We start from the raw sequence: 23,965 nt of genomic DNA on the forward strand, positions 1-23,965 counted from the left end.
CACTGGCATCAACGCCAGCCCGGCACCGCAGGTGACGGTGGCAAACGCCACCGCGCCGACCAGCGCAATGCCCAGCGCCGCGCCAGCGAGAAACCCGCCGAGGGCACAAGTGTGGGCAATTTCGTCATGCAACCGTGCCGCTTCGTACATCCGCACGCCTCCCTGTGCTCGAACCGCAGAAAGACGGCGAGGCATCCGTGCGAACCGTCTGAAGTAGGCGCAGGGTAGGCGAGAAAAGTGCGTAGAAACGGTGGGTTTTGGTGATTCGGAAGCATCCCTCAGCAGGTAGAGAAACGTCCTACTTAAAGCGGCGGCTCAGGCGCCAAACAGCATTGAGTGGAGGCAATGTCCAGGCGAAAAAAAACCGGTCATGCGCAAGGCATCGACCGGTTCTTTCAAGCTAGCGGCTGGATACCGTCAGCTGGCCTTGGCCACTGCTTTGGCGCGCGCGGCATGCAGCTTTTTATAGCTGTCGATCAAGCGCAGGTGCCGGTCGAGGCCTTCCAGCTTCATGCTGGTCGGGGTCAGGCCGTAGAAACGCACGCTGCCGTCCACCGAGCCCAGTACCGCGTCCATGCGCTGGTCGCCGAACATGCGGCGGAAGTTAGCTTCGTAGTCGGCCATGTCCAGCTCATCGTCCAACTCGACTTCCAGGGCCACGTTCAAGGCCTGGTAGAACAAGCCGCGCTCGACGGTGTTGTCGTTGAACTGGAGGAACATCTCCACCAGCTCCTTGGCTTCGTCGAACTGCTGCAAGGCCACATGAATCAGCAGTTTCAGCTCGAGAATGGTCAGTTGCCCCCAGGCGGTGTTGTCGTCGAACTCGACGCCGATCAGGGTGGCAATGTCGGTGTAGTCGTCCAGCTCGCTCTCGGTCAGGCGCTCGACCAGCGCCTGCAAGCCCTCCTCGTCCAGGCGGTGCAGGTTGAGGATATCTTCGCGGAAGAACAGCGCCTTGTTGGTGTTGTCCCAAATCAGGTCGTCAATCGGGTAGATTTCGGAGTAGTCCGGCACCAGGATGCGGCAGGCCGTGGCGCCCAGGTGCTCGTACACCGCCATGTACACTTCCTTGCCCATGCCTTCGAGAATACCGAACAGCGTCGCGGCTTCGTCGCTGTTGGAGTTTTCGCCGTGGCCGGAGAAGTCCCACTCGACAAACTCGACATCGGACCGGGCACTGAAGAAACGCCACGACACCACCCCGCTGGAGTCGATGAAGTGCTCGACGAAGTTGTTCGGCTCGGTCAGCGCATGGCTTTCGAAAGTGGGCTGCGGCAGATCGTTCAGGCCTTCGAAGCTGCGGCCCTGGAGCAATTCGGTGAGGCTGCGCTCCAGCGCTACTTCCAGGCTTGGGTGCGCGCCGAACGAGGCAAATACGCCGCCTGTGCGGGGGTTCATCAGGGTCACGCACATCACCGGGTACTTGCCGCCCAGCGATGCGTCCTTGACCAGCACCGGGAAGCCCTGCTCTTCCAGGCCCTGAATGCCGGCGAGAATGCTCGGGTATTTCGCCAGCACTTCCTGCGGGACGTCCGGCAAGGCCAGTTCGCCTTCGAGGATTTCACGCTTGACCGCCCGCTCGAAGATCTCCGACAGGCACTGCACTTGGGCTTCGGCCAGGGTGTTGCCGGCGCTCATGCCGTTGCTGAGGTAGAGGTTTTCGATCAGATTGGAGGGGAAGTACACCACTTCCCCATCCGACTGACGTACAAACGGTAGCGAGCAGATACCGCGCTCGATATTGCCCGAGTTGGTGTCGTACAGGTGCGAACCGCGTAGCTCGCCGTCCGGGTTGTAGATCGCCAGGCAGTAATCGTCGAGGATTTCCTTGGGCAGAGCATCCTTACGCCCAGGTTGGAACCAGCGCTCGTCCGGGTAGTGGACAAACGCGGCGTTGGCGATGTCTTCGCCCCAGAACTGGTCGTTGTAGAAGAAGTTGCAGTTCAGCCGCTCGATGAACTCGCCGAGGGCCGAGGCCAGGGCACTTTCCTTGGTCGAGCCCTTGCCGTTGGTGAAGCACATCGGCGACTGCGCATCGCGGATATGCAGCGACCAGACGTTCGGCACGATGTTGCGCCACGAGGCGATTTCGATCTTCATGCCCAGGCCGGCGAGAATCTCCGACATGTTGGCAATGGTCTGCTCCAGCGGCAGGTCCTTGCCGGCGATGTAGGTGCTGGCATCGGCCGAGGTGTTGAGCATCAACAGGGCCTGGGCGTCGGCGTCGAGGTTGTCGACCTCCTCGATGATGAACTCGGGGCCGGTCTGCACCACCTTCTTGACGGTGCAACGGTCGATCGAGCGGAGAATGCCCTGGCGGTCCTTGGCGCTGATGTCCGCCGGCAGTTCGACCTGGATCTTGAAGATCTGGTTGTAACGGTTTTCCGGGTCGACGATGTTGTTCTGCGACAGACGAATATTCTCGGTGGGAATATCACGGGTCTGGCAGTACAGCTTCACAAAGTACGCCGCACAGAGAGCGGACGACGCCAGGAAGTAATCGAACGGCCCCGGTGCCGAACCATCGCCTTTATAGCGAATCGGTTGGTCGGCGATCACCGTGAAGTCGTCAAACTTGGCTTCGAGCCTCAGGTTGTCGAGAAAGTTAACCTTGATTTCCATGCGGGAATACCATCTAAAAGCGAGAAAAACGAGCTGGCCGCCATTATCCGGTTTTTCCGCAGGAAGTCTTCTGCTGCGTTACATCTCCACCTGGGTACCCAGCTCGATCACCCGGTTCAGCGGCAGCTGGAAGTATTTGAGGTTGCTGTTGGCATTCTTCAGCAGGAAGGCGAACAGGTGCTCGCGCCAGCGCGCCATACCGATGCGTTTGGTCGGAATCACGGTTTCCCGGCTGAGGAAGTAGGTCGTACGCATCGGGCTGAAGTCCAGATCGGGCCGCTGGCATTGGCTCAATGCCAGCGGCACATCCGGTTCTTCGATAAAGCCGAAATGCAGGCTGACGCGGAAGAAACCGTTACCGAACGCTTCGACTTCCATACGCCTGGCCGGGCTGACCCGTGGGCTGTCCTCGGACACCACGGTCAACAGCACCACCTGTTCGTGCAGCACCTGGTTGTGCAGCAGGTTGTGCAGCAGCGCGTGCGGTACGGCATCGGTCCTGGCAGTGAGGAACACGGCAGTGCCTTGCACCCGATGCGGCGGCTGGGCCTGGATACTGCCGATAAACAGCGGCAACGGCAGTGCGCTTTCGTCCAGCCGCTCGACGATGATCTTGCGTCCGCGTTTCCAGGTGGTCATCAGGATGAACAGCATGACCCCGGCAATCACCGGGAAGGCGCCACCCTGGAAGATCTTCGGCGCATTGGCTGCGAAGTACAGGCTATCGACCAGCAGGAAGCCCAGCAGCAACGGGATGGCCAGCCAGCGTGGGGTCTTCCACAGCAACAGCACCACCGCCGAGGACAGCAGCGTGGTGATCAGCATGGTCCCGGTGACCGCCACGCCATACGCGGCGGCCAGGGCGCTGGACGACTCGAAACCGATTACCAGCAGCACCACGCCGACCATCAGCGCCCAGTTCACTGTGCCGATATAGATCTGCCCCTGTTCCTGGCTGGAGGTGTGCTGGATGAACATGCGTGGCACGTAGCCCAGTTGGATCGCCTGCCGGGTCAGGGAGAAGGCCCCGGAAATCACCGCCTGCGAGGCAATGATGGTCGCCAGGGTGGCCAGCGCCACCATCGGCAACAGCGCCCAGCTCGGCGCCAGCAGGTAGAACGGGTTGCGGACCGCCTCCGGGTTGCCGAGAATCAGCGCGCCCTGGCCGAAGTAGTTGAGCACCAGCCCCGGCAACACCAGCATGAACCAGGCGCGGGCAATCGGCTTGCGGCCAAAATGGCCCATGTCGGCGTACAGCGCTTCGGCACCGGTCAGGGCCAGCACCACGGCGCCGAGAATGGCCACGCCAATCCCCGGATGCACCACGAAAAAATTCACTGCCCACACCGGGTTCAGCGCCTGCAACACTTCCGGGCGCTGCACGATGCCATAGATGCCCAGCGCGCCGAGCACGATGAACCAGGCGACCATGACCGGGCCGAACAGGATGCCGATGCGCGCCGTGCCATGTTTCTGGATGAGAAACAGCGCCACCAGCACGATCACCGACAGCGGCACCACCCAGTGCTCGATGCCGTCGAACGCCAGCTGCAACCCTTCCACCGCCGACAGCACCGAGATCGCCGGGGTGATCATGCTATCGCCGTAGAACAGCGCCGCGCCGAACAACCCGAGCAACACCAGCACCCGGCTCATGCGTGGATAGGGTGCCGCGGCTCGCCGCGCCAGGGCAGTCAATGCCATGATCCCGCCTTCGCCCTGGTTATCGGCGCGCAGGATAAACAGCACGTATTTGATCGACACCACCCAGATCAGCGACCAGAACACCAGCGACAGCACCCCGAGCACCCCGTCGTGGTTGGCCTGCACGCCGTAGTGCCCGGCGAACACTTCCTTGAGCGTGTACAGCGGGCTGGTGCCGATATCGCCATACACGACGCCGGCGGCGGCAATGAGCATGCCGAGGCCGGACGAAGTGCCGGTATGGGGGGGCTGATCTGCAACGGTCGTGGTCTGGCTCACGGAGGGCGTCTCTGGCGTGCGGGTAAAAAACGCGGCCAGTATCGTTTTCGGCGCAAAACTGCACCGTAAAGAAAGCGTAAAAACTGCTGTAACGGTGCGCCGGCTCCAGCGTCGGCCGACCTGGTCTATCGCCGGCAAAGCAGACTCCCACAGGGTTTACGGGTGGCTCGATCTTTGTGGGAGCTGGCCTTGCCAGCGATGCACTTCTGCGGTTTGAGCCGGTTTCTGCCAGGGGCCGGCTAGGGGGCTTTGTCTTTTTTGCGGATGCAGTCCAGATAAAAACTGACCACACCCAATACCACAATCAGCGAAACCACCAGCAATCCAATCGCTGTGTTGTCCATAGACATCTCCGTTGCGTCAGGAAAATACCCGGGCCAGGCGTTTGAGGAAGATCAGGATCACCCCGCCCAACAGCAGCATCGCCAGCAGCAGTGCCGGATAGGCGACCCACCACGGCACCGCGCTGGTCATCATGCTGAACTCGGACATGCCGCCAATGCTGGCAATCAGGTTCAGCGGCAGAAACACTACGTTGATCAAGGTCAGCTTGCGCAGTGTGTCGTTCATGCTGTTGTTGGCCAGGTTGCCGCGCGCGTCCATCAACCCGGCAAACACCGTGGAATAGATCTCGGCCTGCTTGTAGCACTGGGTGTTTTCGATGATCAGGTCGTCGATCAGCTCGATCAACCGGGCATCGAAGTGGTTTTTCTGCGCGTGGTTGCGCAGCCGCGACAGCACCGTGCCGTTGCTGTGAATAGCGTTGATGTAATAGATCAGGCTTTCGCTGAGGTTGAACATCTGGATCAGGTGGTGGTTGTGCATCGAACGGTTGAAGCGCTGCTGCAACTCGCGGGCAACCAGCTTGATCACCTTGAGGTGGCCCAGGTAGTGGTGAATGTTGCCGAACAGGATGTCGAGCAGCACATCCAGCGGGGTTTTCAGCCCGTGACGAGTACCCAGGCCGTGCATCTGCGAGTCGTCCGGGGCAATCAGTACCAGCCGTTCGGCCTGCAGCAACAACCCGAACGACGACACTTCGAAGGCGAACCGCTCGCCGCCGGAATAGTTCTGCGGGCGCTTCCAGATCAGGAACAGGCTGTCTGGGTGGAATTCGATCCGCGACACCTCGTCCGGGTCGAGCGCCGAGGCCAGGGCGTGCTCGTCGATGTGGAAACGACGCTTGAGCAGTTCGCGCTCGGCGGCGTCCGGGCTGACGAACAGCAATACTTGGCTCTCGGGATTTTCGCTGGGGTGCAGGGCGCCCTGGGCCAGCTGGTAACGCTTGATCATCGCGCAGCCCCCTACCAGGCCTGACCGCGGCGCTTGAGTTCCAGCCGGCGAACAAACTCCTCCAGCACCAGGGTGTAAAGGTCGTCCTGCAGGTAGGCGTCTTCGATGCCGGCGTCGAGGTTGGGGTTGTCGTTCACCTCGATCACCACCACCTTGTCGCCAGCCTGCTTGAGGTCGACACCATACAGGCCGTCACCGATCAGGTTGGCGGTTTTCACCGCCAGTTCGACCACGGCGCGCGGCGCTTCATGCACCGGCAGCGTGCGGCATTCGCCGTTGACGTCGGCGCCCTTGGCCTTGTGATTGAAAATCTGCCAGTGGCCTTTGGACATGAAGTACTGGCAGGCAAAGATCGGCTTGCGGTTGAGAATGCCAATGCGCCAGTCGTAATCGGTGTAAAGGTACTCCTGGGCGAGCAACAGCACCGAATGCTCAAACAGCTCGGCGGTGGCCTTGAGCAGTTGCTCATGGTTCTCCACCTTGATGACTCCGCGGGAAAAGCAGCCATCGGGAATCTTCACCACCAGTGGGAAGCCCAGCCGCTCACCGACCTGCTGCAGTTCCTGGAGGTTGTCCTTGTAAAGGATCTCGCTGGCTGGCATCGCCAGTTTGTTGCTGCGCAGCAGGTCGGTGAGATAGACCTTGTTGGTGCAGCGCAGGATCGACATCGGGTCGTCCATCACCACCAACCCTTCGCTCTCGGCCTTCTTCGCAAAGCGGTAGGTGTGATCGTCGACGCTGGTGGTTTCACGGATCAGCAGCGCATCGTATTCGGCCAGCCGCGCGTAGTCCTTCTTCTCGATCATCTCGACATCGATGCCCATGCCCCGCCCTACCCTGACGAAGCTCTCCAGGGCCTTGGCATTCGAAGGCGGCAGCGCTTCGTCGGGGTCGTGGAGGATAGCCAGGTCGTAACGGGCGATACGCTTGGAGCGGGGCACCCGCCAGATCTTTCGGCTGAAGCCGTCGAGGGCGCTGGCGAACTGGTCTTCCTGATCTTCGCGCAACTTGTGCATGGCTCCGGCTTTGACCCCGGCAATCTGCCAGCCATTGGCCTTGCGAAACTCCACCAGCAATATCGGGCAGGGAAACGCTTCAAATATCTGTCGGGCGATGGACTGCAGCGGCTCCAAGTGTGTTCGGCCGAAGTAGAGGCTCAGGGTAAAACCTTCGGCACCGGCATAGATATTATTGCTGAGGGTTTTTTCCAGGGTCTTTTCCAAGTCGTCCAGGGCCAGGCCATATAATGACTTGCGCGCCAGTTCGCTGATGGTTTTAACCGAAGGTATTACCGTGTGCCCCCAGGCTTCGGCAAGCAACGAACAGTAATAGCCATGGCCGAGATATTTATAACTTCGGCATAGGTTGATTACCTGTACGCGCTTGCTCGTAGCGCCCTCGCGCGGGCGTTCCAGGTATTCCTTGGCGGTGACCAGGTCTTCACTGGGAAAGTAACTGGCCCAGTCTTCCTTGCGTTCGACGATGATAACCAGCTGGCTGGAGTATTTATTCTCGGCCGGCGGATATAACGACCTGACGGTTGCCGTTTCTGCGGTATTACCTAATACTTCGTTCAACCCAAACTGTGCCATTGTCATCTCATCTACCCAACGAAGAACAAGTGCTTATCCATTAAACACGAAGCGCTGAGAAAGTCTTGCTTCATTACGGAAGTTTTACGGTGCCTTGTATGGAATTTATATTTCGCAACGCCACCCCAGCCGACCTCGATGCGTTACTGTCGCTGGAAAATCAATGTTTCGAGCATGATCGGTTAACCGCGCGAAGTTTCCACTGGATGGTCAATCGGGCTCACGCCAGCCTGATCGTTGCCCAGCGCGACAGCCAACTGATGGGTTACGCCCTGTTGCTGTTCCATCGCGGCACGTCGTTGGCGCGGCTGTACTCCATCGCCATTTCGCCGCAAGCGCGCGGCCAGGGCTTGGGCAAGCGGCTGCTGAGCGAAGCCGAAGCCAGCGCGTGCGCCCATGACTGCGCCTACCTGCGTCTCGAAGTGCGCCAGGACAACCACACCGCCATCAGCCTGTACGAGGGCGGCGGCTATCGGCGTTTTGCGCAGATCAACGATTACTACCAGGACCATACCCACGCGCTGCGTTACGAGAAACGCATCCTGGCCCGGCCAGCCGGTAGCGCGCGTCGGGTGCCCTACTACCCGCAAACCACCGACTTCACCTGTGGTCCGGCATGCTTGCTGATGGCCATGGCCGCGCTCCAGCCTGGGCGTGCGCTGGCCAGGCGCGAAGAGGTGCAGTTGTGGCGCGAGGCAACCACGGTATTCATGACCTCTGGCCATGGCGGCTGCAGCCCGCAGGGGCTCGCCCTGGCCGCCTGGCGTCGGGGCTTTCGGGTGCTGTTGCAGTTGAGTGTTCAGGGCCCGCTGTTCCTCGATGGTGTGCGCAGCGAAGACAAGAAAGACGTCATGCGTCTGGTGCATGAAGAACTCTGCATGGAACTGGTGAACACTGACGTTGTGCAGCTGTACAGCAAGCAGATCGACATCGCCCGGCTGTTGGCCGAAGGTGGGCAACCGCTGGTACTGATCAGCTGTTTCCGCCTCACCCGCAGCAAGGCGCCACACTGGGTGCTGGTTACCGGTTGCGATGACGACTTTGTCTATCTGCATGACCCGGACATCGATCACAGCCGCCACCGCCATGCACTGGATTGCCAGCATGTGCCGGTATCCCATGCCGAGTTTCAGCGCATGAGCCTGTTTGGCGGCAGCAGGCTGCGTGCGGTGGTGGTGCTTTACAGGCGTTAATCGAGTTGCGCAGACTGCGCGCTTATTTACTGTTCGGAGTCCGCCCGCATGGCCGCCGTTTTTCGTCTCGCCCGCCCTGAAGAGGCCGCGCAGTTGCCACCCATCGAACAATCGGCGGCGCAGGCATTTCTGGCGATCCGGCAACTGGCCTGGCTTGCCGGACATGGCGTGCTGAGCGCGGCGGATCACCTGCAGTTCATCGCTGCCGGGCTGGATTGGCTGGTGGTCGACGTGGAGGACAAGCCGCTGGGCTTTCTCTGTGCCAGCGTGCAAGGCGCAGCACTGCACATCGAGGAACTGGCAATTTCTCATGAGCATCAGGGCCACGGCTTGGGCCGGCAGTTGATCGGCCATGTGCAGGCGTGGGCGCAGGCGCAAGGCTTTACGGCGTTGACCCTGACCACCTTTGCCGAGGTGCCATGGAACGCGCCGTTTTATGCGCGGCTGGGGTTTGAGGCCGTCGAGGGGCCCGCGCTCGGCGACTTCCTCCAGCGGCAGTTGGCCTATGAAGCATCACGCGGGTTGCAGGGGCGCTGCGCAATGCGCTTGCTCATAAGTCCGGTGGTTCGCTGAAATCGATGGGGCTTAGGCTGGGTTGCACCGGCTCGGCTTGCTCCTGCAATTGCGCCAGCGCCAGCCGCAACGCCTGCTGTGTTTCCTCCAGTACCAGCGTCACCCCCGCCACATGCTCCGCCAGCCCCTGATTCTGCCGCAGCAATTCCTCGCGCGCGCCCAGCGATTGCGCCAGGTTGGCACTGAGCGTACGCACTTCCAGTGCCTGCTGCTCGCGCACGTCCTGCAAGCCCTGGCGCTCACGCTGCGCCTGCCGCGCTTCAACCAGCAAGCGTTCGTTGTCGCGGTTCAGCCGGGTCAGCTCGTCCTGCTTGACGATCAGTGTCTGCTGCAACTGCCGCACTTCCATCTGCACCTGCTGCACCTGTGCCTCATGCCGGCGCTGATCCTGTTCACGCTGCTCACGGCTGGCCGCGCGGTAATGCTCCAGGGCATCGCGGGCGTGCTGGTGCTTGTCTTCCAGCGAACGGATCTGCTCGTCCCGATCGGCCAGGCGCAGGTTCAGCTCGCCGACTGACTGATTCAACGACGCATTGCGGCTCTGTTCGGTCTGCAAGGCACTGCGGCAGGTCGCCAAGGCTTCCGACTCGCTGGCCAAGGCCGCCGCCTGAATCTGCTGTTGCTGCTGCAGTGCCGCCAGTGCCTGCTGGCTGATCTGTAACTGCGCCTGCAGTGTTTCGCGCGCCTGCTCGAACTGCACGCGCGCCGTCTCTATCTGCTCGGCACCCTCCTCTTGCAAGCGCTCGGCAAGCTGCGCGACCAGCTGGCTCAGCGACTCGCTCAGGGCCGGCACGCTCAGTGTCGCTGTAGGTTGCAGGCTCTCCAGCTCCTTGAGGTAGCGGTGAATGGTGGTTTTCGAGCCCGTGTTGCCCATTTCGATACGTACCGCATCGATGCTTGGGTGCTCGCCGCGAGCCAGCAGCGCTTGCCGCGCCTTCTGCACGACTGCCTTGTTGATTCCGCCTCGGGCCATGACTTCTCCTACGATTTCGTAATGTGGTACGTACTACGTAAATACATACTAAACGCTTGGGGAAATCTTTGCCTGTGAAACTCAATATAAGATCACATAATCACGACTTATTTGATGATATGGGCAAAAATGGCTTGGTTTCAGTCGTCCGGCAGTACGCCAGATACGACAAGGCCGACGCCTCCGGAAGGAAACGTCGGCCCTGTAAAACAGGCTCATTCATCGTGCGGGTGGACTTGCCATAGGCGCAGATACCGCAAGCGACGGCGCGCTTTGGCTTGCAAAGCCCCACCGTGCGGGTGAGCGGTGAAGTGGTCGCGCAGGCTATGGCGAGTGGGCTGCCGCTCGCGGTCAAGGCCGGCGCGCGGGATCGTTGATACGCTTGCCGCCCTGCTGACCGACTTCCAGCGCCTGCCCGTCGCGCTGCTTGCCCTGACGAGCCTGGCCAACCAGCTGGGGAATCAGCAGACCTTCGGGCAAGTGCCGCCAGAACCGTCCGGGCATGTGCTGGCGCATCGCCTCGGGGTTGAGTCGCGCTGGGTTGAAGATATGCCGGTAATAGGTGCGCCACAGTTCGGCACCGGGGTCGTCGGCATGCCGTGCCCATTGCTGCCAGGTGTCGGGGCAGTGCTTGCGGTAGTCCAGCGTGTGGCCGTCGAAGCGAATACCGTCATGCGGCGTTGCAATCAACCAGCGTTGACGGCCCAGGCGCTCGGCAAAATGGCCGCTGGCACTTTCCAGAATGTCGTGGGCCGGTTCATGAAAGGCCACCAGGTCCAGTTGCAACTGTTCGGCGAGCGTGGCGGGCAACGGCACAAAACGCACGAACGCATGCAGGTGGTGCGCTTCGCGACCGACCAGCTTGATCCGCCGTTGCAGTTCGCTGCCCAGCCGCTCGCCGGCGAGCATTGCCGTGCGGTCGCCGTGCACCACCCGCCAGAGCACTTCGTAGAGCAGGTTCCAGCGCTGCTCGCCGCGATAGCGGCCGGCCTGTTCAAGCTGGCCGAGCAGCGCCGCCGGCACCCGCGGCCGGAAAGGCCCTGGGCCTGTCGGTAACGGCGTCGGCACAGCAAGCAGATCGGCCATCGGGCCTTGGGCCCAGGTGACGTCGACCGGGTCGATGCCATGCCCGAGCAGCACCCGCGCCTGGTCGCGCCAGGTGGCGAAATCGTCGTTGCAGTCGAGGCCGATCATCCCCACAAGCCCATCTGCAGCGGCGCTTGCGGCTCGCTCAGGCGTGCCCGCAGCAGGCCACTGCGCATCTGCCCCTGGGCCGGCCGGTAGTCGCTGGTGATAATGAACGGCTTGGCTTTCTCCAGCACGCAACGCAATTGCACCAGGTCGTCGTAGCGCACCCGCCGCTCGCGGCGCAACGCCACCAGGCGCTGCACGCTGCGCAGGCCGATACCGGGTATGCGCGCCAGGAGCGCCGGCTCAGCGCGGTTGACGTCAAGCGGAAACACCTCACGATTGGCCAGCGCCCAGGCCAGCTTGGGGTCGATATCCAGCGCCAGGTTGCTGGTTTCGCTCAGCAGTTCGCCGGCTTTGTAGCCATAACCGCGCATGAGGAAATCGGCCTGGTACAGGCGATGCTCGCGCAACAGTGGCGGCGCCGCCAGGGGCACGCTGCTGGGGCTGTCGGGGATCGGGCTGAACGCCGAGTAATAGACCCGGCGCATACCGAAGCCGGAATACAGCGACTCGGCATTGTGCAGGATGGTGCGGTCGTCGGTGTCGTCGGCGCCGACGATCATCTGGGTACTCTGCCCCGCCGGGGTAAAACGCGGCGCCCGTGGCTCGTCGGCTACAGCCTGCTGGCCAAGGTAGATGCTGCCCATGGCCTGGCGAATGCTGCTGACCTGTTTTTCCGGGGCCAGGCGCTGGAGGCTGGCTTCGGTAGGCAGCTCGATGTTGACGCTGAGCCGGTCGGCCAGGCGCCCGGCTTCGGCGATCAATAGCGGATCGGCATCGGGGATGGTCTTGAGGTGGATGTAGCCACGGAACGCGTGCTCTTCGCGCAGCAGCTGCGCCACGCGGATCAGTTGTTCCATGGTGTAGTCGGCGGAACGGATGATCCCGGAACTGAGGAACAGCCCGCTGATGCAGTTGCGCCGGTAGAAATCCAAGGTCAGGCGTACCACTTCCTCGGGCGTGAAGCGCGCCCGCGGCACGTTGCTGGAGCGGCGGTTGACGCAGTATTGGCAGTCGTACAGGCAGAAATTGGTCAGCAGCACCTTGAGCAGCGACACGCAGCGCCCGTCCGGGGTAAAGCTGTGGCAGATGCCCGTGCCGTTGGTGGCGCCCAGGCCATCCTTGCCCCGCGAACTGCGTTTGGGCGCACCACTGCTGGCGCAGGAGGCGTCGTACTTGGCGGCGTCGGCGAGAATCCCGAGCTTGGCGATGAGTTGCATGGCGCACCTTTTTATACTGGCTGCATATACAGTATTCTGCATCTAGTGTTTGCGCAAGTGCAGGTCATCGCCCGAAGTCGGGCTATCATTCGCCTCGATCAGCTGGCATCCCGTATTTAAGAAGTTATCGAGGTTTTTGTCGCAATGCCTTGCTGCAAAAGGAAATTAATGCCGTGAACAAGGTTGACCAATACCTTGAAGCCGCCGTCCGGGACAATACCCGGCGCAGCTACCGTTCGGCCGTCGAACACTTCGAAGTGACCTGGGGCGGGTTTCTCCCGGCCACCGCGGACAGCATTGCCCGCTACCTGGCCGACTATGCCGGCGAGCACTCGCTGAACACCCTGCGGCAGCGCCTGGCCGCGCTCGGCCAATGGCATGTCAGCCAGGGCTTTCCCGACCCGACCAAGGCGCCGCTGGTCCGGCAGATGCTCAAGGGCATCCGCGCCTTGCACCCGGTGCAGGAACGCCAGGCCGCGCCATTGACCCTGGAGCACCTGCAACACACGGTCGAACGCCTCGAAGCCCTGGCCGAGGCAGCACAACGTGAGCAGCGCCTGCCCGCGCTGCTGCGCGCACGGCGCGACGCAGCATTGCTGCTGATCGGCTTCTGGCGTGGCTTTCGGGGCGACGAACTGGCGCGCCTGCGCGTCGAGCATATCCAGGCCCAGGCCGGGGTCGGCATGCAGCTGTACCTGCCGCAGAGCAAGGGCGACCGCCATGGCCGTGGCGTGCAGCACCGCACGCCGGCGCTCAAGCGCCTGTGTCCGGTGCAGGCCTACCTGGCCTGGATCAGCGTGGCCGGGATTGCCCATGGCCCGGTGTTTCGCAAGCTCGACCGCTGGGGCAACCTGAGCGAGCAGCCGCTCAACAGCGGCAGCCTGATCGCCCTGTTACGCCGGGTGTTCGCCGACGCCGGGCTCCCCGCCGCCACCTACAGCAGCCACTCGCTGCGCCGCGGCTTTGCCACCTGGGCGACTGCCAATGGCTGGGATCTGAAGGCCTTGATGACGCATGTCGGTTGGCGCGACGTGAAGTCGGCACTCAAGTATGTGGATGCGTCGGCGTCGTTTGGCGAACTGGCGCTGAGCCTGCCGACGCCGGCTCGCGGCATCAGTGCACAATAAAGTCGTTTCTCACCGTGGCAACTTCGATGCCCAGCTTCTTCAGGCGCTTCTGTACAGGCTTCATCCGTTCGAATTCAGGCCGGTAGTGCCCTGAGTAGTTCTTGATCTTGATGATGCCGTCTTCCTTGAAGAAGTAGCCGGCACTCACGACCTCATCGGCGGCACCGTATTCCTGCACCGCATACTTGGCGAAACTGGCGTGCGAAGGATATTTCGCCTTTGGCAGATTCACATAAGCGTGGTTCAACGGCCGGGGAAAGCTGCCCATGATGATTTGCTTGTCGCGGGTATAGACAAACTTGTGCAGGAGACCCGGTTGGTCGAGCATCGCCAGCGAGCTGTGCGTATCTACCCGGGTTACCCAGGTCCTGTTGCTTTTGATGAGGTCACGCGTGGTCTGCATTTCCTCGGCGATATTGCCGACTTCACGGTTGACCAGCGTAGAGAGCCGACGCGGCGGTTTCGCTACCGACTTGACGCGCGAGATCGCGCGGAGCCCCTTGAGTGCCAGCGAAACAGGCACATGCCCCGTCGGATCGACATGATTGACCGGGTCGCCCAGGCAATAAGCGTAGGCATTCATTCCGCCCAGGCCAAACGGGCTCTGAGTATCCGGGCTGTGAAAGCGCCGCAGTTGCGTATTGAAGGCGCGCTGGCCTTTGCCCAACAGGTACGCGGCGGTCAGCGGGTCGGCGCGCTCGCCATTGAACCCGCACAGCTGGGGTGCATGCCCGGCACCGTAGACGCTGTAGGCAGTACTGAGTGTCGAGCGCTTCGTGTCGGTCGCCAGCAGTTGGGTCGCGACGTCCTCGGCGCTGTCCTGCTGGGCAATCAGTTGCTGGCCATGCTGAAACAGTGTGCGCCGGCGCGCGCCCTGCACTTCGCTTACCAGTTGATCCTGCCGGTAGAAGCGCTGGGTTGGCACGGCGGCCAACGGCGAGCACAGATTCAAACCATCCAGCGCATCATAGCCATATCGGCACATCACGCGCGGGGTCCCTGCTGACTGGTTCATACGCATCGAATCTCCCTAAGTTGTCTGGTCGTCACTCACCTGCTGAGCGGCTTGCGCCCATGCTACAAAGTCGACTCGACCGCGACACCTCGTCGATCTACCAGTGACAACACAGGGCACGATAGCGAGGCGCGATGGGCGCAATGCAAATTAACCATTGATAGCGTCCACCGCCGTGCAGTAAGCTCGGACGCATTCAACTGGAGCAATCCCATGTCGCACACCACCCTCACTCACGCTCGTCACACCGGTCGCACCGCGCGTCCTGTGCTGGCTGCCGAGTGCGCGACTGGCGCCGCTTCCGGCTTCTATTTTGGGTATTGGTTTAGCCAAAGGCGCCGCTGATACCTGCAACGGCGCCCACTCTCAAGGGGCCGCCGAACGCGAGAATACTCGAACCCCCGGTCGGCTCACCCCACCGGGGGTTTTGTTTTTCGGCGCTGTACACACCCACACGTATTGAGGATTCGACCATGAACTACACCACTTCCTACCGTTACCAAACCTTTACCTGGCGATTTAGCCATTGCCGTTCGGGCCAGCCAGCCGCCTCCGATCGGTCCGTAGCAGGTGGCGCCCTCACACAGACAGACAGTCGAACACCTCGATAGGGCCGAAGCCGCGGGCCAGAACCCGCCTTCCGCCCCAGGAATCCCGAACATGAACGCGTCCACCCAAGCTCTGCCCCTGACCCAGCAACACAGCGCGCCGGCCAACACTGCACTCAGCCTGCGTCTGCCCAGCCCGCTGCAACTCAAGCAGCAACTGCCGCTTTCCTCTGCCCTGGCCAACCAGGTCAACCAGCACCGTCAGGCCATCAAGGCCATCCTCGAAGGTCGCGACCCGCGCCTGCTGGTGATCGTCGGCCCGTGCTCGCTGCACGACCCGCGCGCCGCCCTCGACTACGCCGAACGCCTGGCCCAGCTCTCCCGTGAGGTCGATGAGCAGATGCTGCTGGTCATGCGCGCCTATGTCGAAAAGCCGCGCACCACGGTGGGCTGGAAAGGCCTGGCCTACGATCCGTTTCTCGACGGTAGCGACGACATGCAGACCGGCCTGGCGCTATCGCGCGAGTTGATGCTGAACATGCTCAAGCTTGGCCTGCCGGTGGCCACCGAACTGCTGCAACCGATGGCCGCCGGCTACTTCGACGATGTGCTGAGCTGGGCGGCGATTGGCGCGCGCACCACCGAATCGCAGATTCACCGGGAAATGGTCAGTGGCCTCGGCCTGCCGGTCGGTTTCAAGAACGGCACCGATGGCGGCGTCGGCATCGCCTGCGATGCAATCCGCAGCGCCGCCCACCCGCACCGGCATTTCGGCCTGGACACACAAGGCCACCCGGCAGTGATCGAAACCCTCGGCAACCCGGATACCCACCTGGTGCTGCGCGGCGGGCACAAGGGCCCGAACTACGATGCGGCGAGCATCGAGCAGGCGCGTCAGGGGCTGGCCAAGGCCGGGATTGCCGCGCGGATCATGATCGATTGCAGCCACGCCAACAGCGGCAAAGACCCGCTGCGCCAACCGGCGGTGTTCGATGCGGTGCTGCAACAGCGGGTTGCCGGCGACCGCTCGATTGTCGGCATGATGCTCGAAAGCCATCTGTTCGACGGCTGCCAGGCGCTGGGCAAAGGGCCGCTGGAGTACGGTGTGTCGATCACCGACGGCTGCCTCGGCTGGGACGCCACCGAGCGCTTGTTGCGTGACGCGGCAGCGCGCTGCGAGGTTTCAGGAGAAATCGCCGCGCGATTGCGCTAGGCTCTGCGTTTTACCCTGTACAGGAGCCTTCCCATGGCCAAAGCAACTGCCCGTCACATCCTCGTCGCCACTGAAGACAAGTGCAACGAACTGAAGGCCCAGATCGAAGCCGGTGCCGACTTCGCCGACGTCGCCAAAGCCAACTCCACCTGCCCGTCCAGCCGTCAGGGCGGCGATCTGGGTTCGTTCGGCCCGGGCCAGATGGTCAAGGAGTTCGACACCGTGGTCTTCAGCGCGCCGGTCAACACCGTGCAAGGTCCGGTGAAAACCCAGTTCGGTTACCACCTGCTGGAAGTGACCAGCCGTCAGGACTGACAGACGCTAGATGCGTGGTGAACCTATCGCGGGACGAGCCCGCTCCCACAGGGTACGCGGTACCTTTGTGGGAGCGGGCTCGTCCCGCGATGCTTTATCCGCCGTAGTACTTTTGCTAATACTGCTCCTGCCCAAATCCCTGTTCGCCGCCCCCTCCCACGCGCTCACCGTCTACGGCGAACCACCCCGCTACCCCGCCAACTTCAAACACTTTGCCTATACCAACCCCGACGCCCCGAAAGGTGGCAGCCTGCGCCGCTCGGCGATCGAGATCGGCAACTTCGACCATGTGCTGCCCTACATCGACAAAGGCATTGGCGTTGCCGAAATCGACGGCTGGGTCTATGCGCCACTGGCCGTACGCTCGCTGGACGAGCCCTACACCGTTTATGGCCTGATCGCTGAAAAAATCGAACGCAGCGCCGACGGCCTGTCGCTGCGCTTCTATCTCGATCCACGTGCGCGTTTCGCCGATGGTCGACCGATCCGTGCCGAAGACGTGCGCTTCACCTATGACCTGCTGCTACGCGAAGGCAACCTGAAATACCGCACGCAATTCGCCGACGTCGCCCAGGTGCTGGTGGAGTCGCCCCGCCAGGTGCGCTTCGACTTCAAGAACAACCTCAACCGCACCCTGGCGCTGGACCTCGCCAGCCTGCCGGTGCTGCCCGAGCACTGGTGGCGCACGCGCGATTTCGCCAATGGCGGAGGCTTCGAGGCGCCGCTGGGCAGCGGCCCGTACCGGGTGGCACGGATCGACAACGGCCGCAGCATTACCTTCGAGCGCAACCGCGACTGGTGGGCCAAAGACCTGCCGGTCAACCGCGGCCGCTACAACTTCGACCAGCTGCGTCTGGAATACTTCGGCGACACCGACGTTGCCCGCCAGGTGCTGCGCGGCGGCGGCTATGACTACAACCGCGAATTTTCCGCTACCGGCTATACCATCGGCTACAACGGCCCGGCGCTGGACGATGGCCGCCTGCAACGCGCACACCTGGCCCGTGAGGCGCCGCAGCCGGCACAAGGCTATGTGTTCAACCTGCAACGCCCGCTGTTCAAGGACCGTCGCGTGCGCCAGGCGCTGGGCCTGCTGTGGGACTTCGAATGGAGCAACCGGCAGATGATGCGCGATATGTACATCCGCCAGCAGAGCTTCTTCTCCAATAGCGCGCTGGCCGCCCGCGCACTGCCGGACGCGGCCGAGCTGGCGATTCTCGAACCGCTGCGCGGCCAGGTGCCCGAGGAAGTCTTCAGCCAGGTGTTCGAGGCACCGCGCAGCGACGGCTCCGGGCTGATCCGCGACAAGCAATTGCAAGCCCTGGCCCTGCTCGAAGCCGCCGGCTGGCGGCCGCAGGGTGACCAGTTGGTGAACGCTGCCGGCGAGCCGCTGAGTTTCACCTTCCTCAATGGCCAGAGCGGCCTGGAACGCCTGCTGCTGCCATGGAAGCGCAGCCTCGCGCAGATCGGCATCACCCTGGAGATCCGCAAGGTCGACGCGGCGCAGTACGTCAACCGGCTGATGGCACGCGATTACGACCTGATCGTCACCGGCTACCCGGTGAGCGAGTCGCCGGGGCTGGAGCTGTACAGCTACTTCGGCTCGGCGGCGGCTGACGATCCGGGCTCGAACAACTACATGGTGCTGCGCGACCCGGCCGTCGACCGCCTGCTCGATGGCCTGATCAAGGCCGCGAGCCAGGCCGACATGCTCCGCTACGCCCATGCGCTGGACCGGGTGCTGCAGTGGAACTACCTGTGGGTCCCCAACTACTATCCACCGGGTACCTCCAGCGTCTGGTGGAACCGCTTCGGCCTGCCCAAGGTGCCGGCGGCCAACGATCCGGCGCTTGACACCTGGTGGGAAGTCAGCCCCACCGCGCTGAGCAACGCCGAGATGGCCAAGCGTCTGGGGCAAACGCCATGACTGCCTATATCCTGCGCCGCCTGCTGCTGATCCTGCCGACCCTGCTGATCATCCTGCTGGTCAACTTCGTCATCGTGCAGGCCGCGCCGGGCGGGCCAGTGGAACAGGCCGTGGCGCGCTTGCAGGGCATCGGCGGCGGTGCGCCGGGGACCCGTGCGGAAACCCTGCACGGCGGTTCGCGAGCCAGCCGTGGCCTGGACCCGCAGCTGCTGGAAACCATCAAGCGCCAGTACGGTTTCGACAAGTCGGCGCCCGAGCGACTCTGGTTGATGCTCACCCGCTACGCCCGGCTCGACTTCGGTACCAGCTTCTTTCGCGGTGCCAAGGTCACCGACCTGATTCTGGAAAAACTCCCGGTGACCTTCTCACTGGGCCTCTGGGCCACGCTGATCACCTACCTGGTGTCGATCCCGCTGGGCATCCGCAAGGCCGTGCGCCACGGCAGCCTATTCGACGCCTGGAGCAGCACGCTGATCGTCATCGGCTACGCGCTGCCGGCCTTCCTGTTTGCCCTGCTGCTGATTGTGCTGTTCGCCGGCGGCACCTCGTTGCACTGGTTCCCGGTGCGCGGGCTGGTCTCGGAGAATTTTGCCGAGCTGAGCCTGCCGGGCAAGATCGCCGACTATTTCTGGCACCTGGTGCTGCCGGTTGGCGCACTGGTGATCGGCGGCTTTGCCACCCTGACCCTGCTGACCAAAAACGCCTTCCTCAACGAAATCAGCCGCCAGTACGTAGTCACCGCCCGCGCCAAGGGCCTGAGCGAACGCCGCGTGCTGTATGGCCATGTGTTCCGCAACGCCATGTTGCTGGTGGTGGCGGGCATTCCACAGGCACTGATCACCGTGTTCTTCGCCGGCTCGCTACTGATCGAAGTGATCTTCTCCCTCGATGGCCTGGGGCGCATGAGTTATGAGGCGGCGGTGTCGCGCGACTACCCGGTGGTGTTCGGCTCACTGTTCATTTTCACGCTGTTCGGCCTGCTGATCCGGTTGATCGGCGACCTCTGCTACACGCTGCTCGACCCGCGTATCGATTTCGTCTCGAGGGCGCACTGATGCTGCGCCTGTCGCCCTTGGCGCAGCGTCGCCTGAGCCGTTTTCGCCAGAACCGCCGGGGCTGGTATTCGCTGTGGGCGTTCGCTGCGCTGATGCTGTTGAGCCTGGGCGCGGAACTGATCGCCAACGACAAGCCACTGCTGCTCGGCTACCAGCAGCAGCTGTACTTCCCCGCCTTCAAGCGCTACACCGAGCAGGAATTCGGCGGCCAGTTGCCGTTCCAGCCGGACTACCGCAGCGACTACGTGCGCAAGCTGATTGCCGACCAGGGCGGCTGGATGCTCTTTGCGCCGATCCCGTTCAGTGCCGACACGCCGAACTACGACCTGCGCGGGCCCACCCCGAGCCCACCCAGCGCGAGCAACTGGCTGGGCACCGACGACCAGGGCCGCGACGTGCTGGCGCGGGTACTCTATGGTACGCGGGTGTCGATCCTGTTTGCCCTGGCGCTGACCTTCATCAGCACGCTGATCGGCATTGCCGCCGGCGCCCTGCAGGGCTATCACGGTGGCTGGGTCGACCTGATCGGCCAGCGCCTGCTGGAGGTCTGGTCGGGCCTGCCGGTGCTCTATCTGCTGATCATCCTCAGCGGCTTCGTCGAACCGAACTTCTGGTGGCTGCTGGGCATCATGGCACTGTTTTCCTGGCTGGCCCTGGTCGATGTGGTGCGCGCCGAGTTTCTTCGCGGGCGCAACCTGGAGTACGTGCAGGCCGCGCGGGCGCTGGGGCTGCCGGACCGCCTAGTGATCCTGCGGCATATCCTGCCGAACGCGATGAACGCCACCCTCACCTACCTGCCGTTCATTCTCACCGGGGCCATCTCGACCCTTACCGCACTGGATTTTCTTGGCTTCGGCATGCCTGCCGGCAGCGCTTCGCTGGGCGAGCTGGTCAATCAGGGCAAGCAGAACCTGCAAGCGCCATGGTTGGGCTTTACTGCGTTTTTCGCCCTGGCGCTGATCCTCTCGCTGCTGGTATTCATTGGCGATGCGTTGCGCGAGGCCTTCGATCCACGCGCCTGATGCGGGCATAATCGTCGGCCTGACCCCGGCGGAGTGGCCCATGCACGACAGCGACAGCCTCAAGGATTATCAACGGGTACGCCTGCTGGCGATTCGTTCGCTGTTCGAGATCATCGAGCAGTCCAGCGAAGGCACGGTGATTGTCGATCGCGACGCGCGTATCGTCTGGATGAACGAGCGTTACGCCCGCCGCTTTGGCCTGGCCGACGCCAGCGCGGCCATTGGCCAGCCGTGCGAAAGCGTCATCCCCGGGAGCCTGATGCGCGAAGTGGTGACCCAGGGCCAGCCGATCCTGCTGGACATGCTCGACACCCCGAAAGACCCATTGGTGGTGATGCGCCTGCCGATTCACGACGATGCCGGCAGCCTGATCGGTGCCATCGGCTTTGCCTTGTTCGACGAGCTGCGCAGCCTGTCGCCACTGCTCAAGCGCTATTCGAGCATGCAGCAGGAACTGGCTTCGACCCGTTCGCTGTTGCGCGCACGGCAGGCCAAATACAGCTTTACCCAGTTCATCGGCACCAGTGCCGCCAGCCTGGAAGTCAAGCGCCGCGCCCGGCGCGGCGCGAGTAGCGACTCACCGGTGTTGCTGCTAGGCGAGACCGGTACCGGCAAGGAACTGTTGGCGCACGCCATTCATGCCGCCTCACCACGGGCGCACAAGGCGTTTGTCAGCATCAACAGTGCGGCGATCCCGGAAACCCTGCTGGAGGCCGAGTTCTTCGGTACCGCACCGGGCGCTTTCACCGGTGCCGACCGCAAGGGCCGCGCCGGCAAGCTGCAGATTGCCGAGGGCGGCACGCTGTTTCTCGATGAAATCGGCGACATGCCGCTGCCGTTGCAGAGCAAGCTGCTGCGGGTGTTGCAGGAGAAGGAATACGAGCCGGTGGGCTCGAATCAGATGCTGCGCAGCGATGTGCGGGTAATCGCCGCGACGTCGCGTGACCTGGCGGCGGCGATGGCCCGTGGCGAATTTCGCGCCGACCTGTATTACCGGCTGAACGTGCTGCCGATCCAGGTGCCGCCGCTGCGCGAGCGGCTGGATGACCTGCCGGCGTTGAGCGAGGCGATTCTCGAGGAGCTCGGCAGCCGCCATGAACTGGACGACGACGCCCAGGCGTTGCTCGGCCGGCATGCCTGGCCCGGTAACATTCGCGAGCTGCGCAATGTGCTGGAGCGGGCGACGCTGCTGGCCGAACAGACCCGTTTGAATGCGCTGGATGTACAGGCCGCGCTGGGCACGCTGAGCCCGCTGGCGGTTGCGTCGCCGCCGCCGCAGCGTTACAAGCAGGCATGCGAGGCGTTCGAGCGGCAGTTGCTGGAAAACACCTTGGCGCGGTGTGCCGGGAATGTGCCGCAGGCGGCGCAGGAGCTGGGGCTGGGACGCTCGACGCTTTACAAGAAGCTGGTTGCGCTGGGAATCAAGTCTCAATAAAGAGACTTGCATCTATATTTAGAGACTAACCCCTGTGGGAGCCGCCTTACCGGCGAAAATCCCAAGATCACTGCGCTGTGTCAGGAGTTTCTGAGGTGTGGCTATCGCCGGTCAGGCCGGCTCCCACAGGTTTTTGTCTCTGATTTGAGACTATTTTTATTCAGAGCGGCACAGATCAAAATAAAAACGTTATATATCAATTAGTTACAGACATGGCACGATTCCCGCTATCTCCTGCGCACCAACAAAAACAAGATGCACCCAAGGAGACACTCGATGAGTGTGATCATTGCCCTGGCAGCCCTCGCGCTGCTGATGCTGGCTGCCTACCGTGGTTACAGCGTTATCCTCTTCGCCCCGATCGCCGCCCTCGGTGCGGTACTGCTCACCGACCCTGCCGCCGTCGCCCCCGCCTTCACCGGGGTGTTCATGGAAAAGATGGTCGGCTTCATCAAACTCTATTTCCCGGTATTCCTGCTCGGTGCCGTGTTCGGCAAACTGATCGAGCTGTCCGGCTTCTCGCGCTCGATTGTCGCCGCCGCCATCCGCTTGCTCGGCACCCGCCAGGCCATGCTGGTGATCGTGCTGGTCTGCGCCCTGCTCACCTACGGCGGCGTGTCGCTGTTCGTGGTGGTGTTCGCGGTGTACCCGTTTGCCGCGGAAATGTTCCGCCAGAGCAATATCCCCAAGCGGCTGATCCCGGCCACCATTGCCCTCGGTGCGTTCTCCTTCACCATGGACGCCCTGCCGGGCACTCCGCAGATCCAGAACATCATCCCCAGCACCTTCTTCAATACCACCGCCTGGGCGGCGCCGTGGCTGGGCCTGATCGGCACGCTGTTCGTGTTCTGCACCGGCATGCTTTACCTGCAACGCCAGCGCAACAAAGCCCAGCGCGCCGGCGAAGGCTACGGCAGCGAGCTGCGTAACGAGCCGGAAACCGCCGCCGACCTGACCCTGCCCAACCCCTGGCTGGCGCTGTCGCCATTGCTGTTGGTGGGGGCGATGAACCTGCTGTTCACCCACTGGATTCCCCAGTGGTACGGCAAGACCCATAGCCTCAGCCTGCCCGGCATGAGCGTTCCGGTACAAACCGACATCGCCAAGCTCACTGCAATCTGGGCGGTCGAGGCCGCCTTGCTGCTGGGCATTCTGCTGGTGCTGGTCAGTGCGTTCGGGGCCATCCGCAGTCGCCTTGCCGAAGGCAGCAAAAGTGCGGTCAGCGGCGCCTTGCTGGCGGCGATGAACACTGCCTCGGAATACGGCTTCGGGGCCGTGATTGCCTCGCTGCCAGGCTTCCTGGTGCTGGCCGACGCACTGCGCAACATCCCCAACCCGCTGGTCAACGAAGCCATCACGGTTACCCTGCTGGCGGGCATTACCGGCTCGGCCTCGGGCGGTATGAGCATTGCCCTGGCCGCGATGTCCGACAGCTTCATCGCCGCGGCCAACGCGGCGAACATCCCGCTGGAGGTCCTGCACCGGGTGGCCGCCATGGCCAGCGGCGGTATGGACACCCTGCCGCACAACGGTGCAGTGATTACCCTGCTGGCGGTTACCGGGCTGACCCACCGTGAGGCCTACAAGGATATTTTCGGGATCACCCTGATCAAAACCCTGGCGGTGTTCGTCGTGATCGCCACGTTCTATGCCACCGGCATCGTTTAA

At 62.7% G+C, this 23,965-nt stretch carries 18 protein-coding genes; 10 read left to right on the forward strand and 8 right to left on the reverse strand.

Annotated elements, in window-relative coordinates:
- Positions 1-417 precede the first annotated feature (417 nt).
- The 4 genes from DCO48_RS03380 to DCO48_RS03395 all read right to left on the reverse strand — a co-directional run bounded on the left by DCO48_RS03380 (position 418) and on the right by DCO48_RS03395 (position 7,496).
- Entirely contained in the window at positions 418-2,622 is a 2,205-nt protein-coding gene (locus DCO48_RS03380) for an OsmC domain/YcaO domain-containing protein (RefSeq protein ID WP_116549209.1), read from the reverse strand.
- 78 nt (positions 2,623-2,700) lie between these two features.
- A complete protein-coding gene (locus DCO48_RS03385) occupies positions 2,701-4,542 on the reverse strand; it encodes a potassium transporter Kup (protein ID WP_256583967.1) in 1,842 nt (613 codons plus the stop codon).
- A 423-nt stretch (positions 4,543-4,965) separates the two neighbouring features.
- Positions 4,966-5,898, reverse strand: a complete 933-nt coding sequence (locus DCO48_RS03390; RefSeq protein WP_116549211.1) for a magnesium transporter CorA family protein — start codon at positions 5,896-5,898, stop codon at positions 4,966-4,968.
- 11 nt (positions 5,899-5,909) lie between these two features.
- The gene (locus DCO48_RS03395) at positions 5,910-7,496 is read right to left on the reverse strand and encodes a RimK family protein (protein WP_116549212.1); all 1,587 of its coding nucleotides are present in this window, start codon (positions 7,494-7,496) and stop codon (positions 5,910-5,912) included.
- Between the two features lie 92 nt (positions 7,497-7,588).
- Here DCO48_RS03395 and DCO48_RS03400 point away from each other — a divergent pair, with 92 nt between their 5' ends.
- Together DCO48_RS03400 and DCO48_RS03405 are read left to right on the forward strand one after the other, a co-directional pair.
- Positions 7,589-8,683 carry a GNAT family N-acetyltransferase/peptidase C39 family protein gene (locus DCO48_RS03400; protein ID WP_116549213.1) on the forward strand — a complete coding sequence of 365 codons (1,095 nt, stop codon included), beginning with the start codon at positions 7,589-7,591 and terminating at the stop codon, positions 8,681-8,683.
- 48 nt (positions 8,684-8,731) lie between these two features.
- Positions 8,732-9,256 carry a GNAT family N-acetyltransferase gene (locus tag DCO48_RS03405; RefSeq protein WP_116549214.1) on the forward strand — a complete coding sequence of 175 codons (525 nt, stop codon included), beginning with the start codon at positions 8,732-8,734 and terminating at the stop codon, positions 9,254-9,256.
- Here DCO48_RS03405 and DCO48_RS03410 read toward each other — a convergent pair.
- The 3 genes from DCO48_RS03410 to DCO48_RS03420 all read right to left on the reverse strand — a co-directional run bounded on the left by DCO48_RS03410 (position 9,234) and on the right by DCO48_RS03420 (position 12,640).
- Positions 9,234-10,229, reverse strand: a complete 996-nt coding sequence (locus DCO48_RS03410) for a DNA-binding protein (RefSeq protein WP_116549215.1) — start codon at positions 10,227-10,229, stop codon at positions 9,234-9,236. The genes DCO48_RS03405 and DCO48_RS03410 overlap by 23 nt on opposite strands.
- Positions 10,230-10,580: 351 nt before the next feature.
- Entirely contained in the window at positions 10,581-11,423 is an 843-nt protein-coding gene (locus tag DCO48_RS03415; RefSeq protein WP_116549216.1) for a TIGR03915 family putative DNA repair protein, read from the reverse strand.
- Positions 11,420-12,640 (reverse strand): putative DNA modification/repair radical SAM protein, encoded by a 1,221-nt coding sequence (locus DCO48_RS03420; protein ID WP_116549217.1) that lies wholly within the window; start codon positions 12,638-12,640, stop codon positions 11,420-11,422. Before DCO48_RS03420 ends, DCO48_RS03415 begins: the two co-directional genes overlap by 4 nt.
- Positions 12,641-12,813: 173 nt before the next feature.
- Between DCO48_RS03420 and DCO48_RS03425 the strand changes: the two genes are divergently transcribed.
- Positions 12,814-13,767 carry a site-specific integrase gene (locus tag DCO48_RS03425; protein ID WP_116549218.1) on the forward strand — a complete coding sequence of 318 codons (954 nt, stop codon included), beginning with the start codon at positions 12,814-12,816 and terminating at the stop codon, positions 13,765-13,767.
- Here DCO48_RS03425 and DCO48_RS03430 read toward each other — a convergent pair.
- Positions 13,754-14,788, reverse strand: coding sequence for an RHS repeat-associated core domain-containing protein (locus DCO48_RS03430; RefSeq protein ID WP_256583959.1), 1,035 nt, complete (start codon positions 14,786-14,788; stop codon positions 13,754-13,756). The genes DCO48_RS03425 and DCO48_RS03430 overlap by 14 nt on opposite strands.
- Positions 14,789-15,442: 654 nt before the next feature.
- On the opposite strand from DCO48_RS03430, the gene DCO48_RS03435 reads away from it, so the two are divergent.
- From DCO48_RS03435 to DCO48_RS03465, 7 genes are all read left to right on the forward strand, one after another.
- Positions 15,443-16,543: a 3-deoxy-7-phosphoheptulonate synthase gene (locus DCO48_RS03435; RefSeq protein WP_116549219.1), complete on the forward strand. Its 1,101-nt coding sequence runs from the start codon at positions 15,443-15,445 to the stop codon at positions 16,541-16,543.
- Between the two features lie 33 nt (positions 16,544-16,576).
- The gene (locus DCO48_RS03440; RefSeq protein WP_116549220.1) at positions 16,577-16,858 is read left to right on the forward strand and encodes a peptidylprolyl isomerase; all 282 of its coding nucleotides are present in this window, start codon (positions 16,577-16,579) and stop codon (positions 16,856-16,858) included.
- A gap of 112 nt (positions 16,859-16,970) precedes the next feature.
- Positions 16,971-18,785 carry an extracellular solute-binding protein gene (locus DCO48_RS03445; protein ID WP_256583960.1) on the forward strand — a complete coding sequence of 605 codons (1,815 nt, stop codon included), beginning with the start codon at positions 16,971-16,973 and terminating at the stop codon, positions 18,783-18,785.
- Positions 18,782-19,840: a microcin C ABC transporter permease YejB gene (locus DCO48_RS03450; RefSeq protein WP_116549222.1), complete on the forward strand. Its 1,059-nt coding sequence runs from the start codon at positions 18,782-18,784 to the stop codon at positions 19,838-19,840. The genes DCO48_RS03445 and DCO48_RS03450 overlap by 4 nt, the downstream gene beginning before the upstream one ends.
- A complete protein-coding gene (locus DCO48_RS03455; RefSeq protein WP_116549223.1) occupies positions 19,840-20,862 on the forward strand; it encodes an ABC transporter permease in 1,023 nt (340 codons plus the stop codon). Before DCO48_RS03450 ends, DCO48_RS03455 begins: the two co-directional genes overlap by 1 nt.
- Positions 20,863-20,902: 40 nt before the next feature.
- A complete protein-coding gene (locus tag DCO48_RS03460) occupies positions 20,903-22,297 on the forward strand; it encodes a sigma-54-dependent Fis family transcriptional regulator (RefSeq protein WP_116549224.1) in 1,395 nt (464 codons plus the stop codon).
- Between the two features lie 276 nt (positions 22,298-22,573).
- Positions 22,574-23,965, forward strand: coding sequence for a GntP family permease (locus tag DCO48_RS03465; RefSeq protein ID WP_116549225.1), 1,392 nt, complete (start codon positions 22,574-22,576; stop codon positions 23,963-23,965).

Source organism: Pseudomonas sp. SDI (assembly GCF_003105155.1).
In the GTDB taxonomy this organism is placed as follows: domain Bacteria; phylum Pseudomonadota; class Gammaproteobacteria; order Pseudomonadales; family Pseudomonadaceae; genus Aquipseudomonas.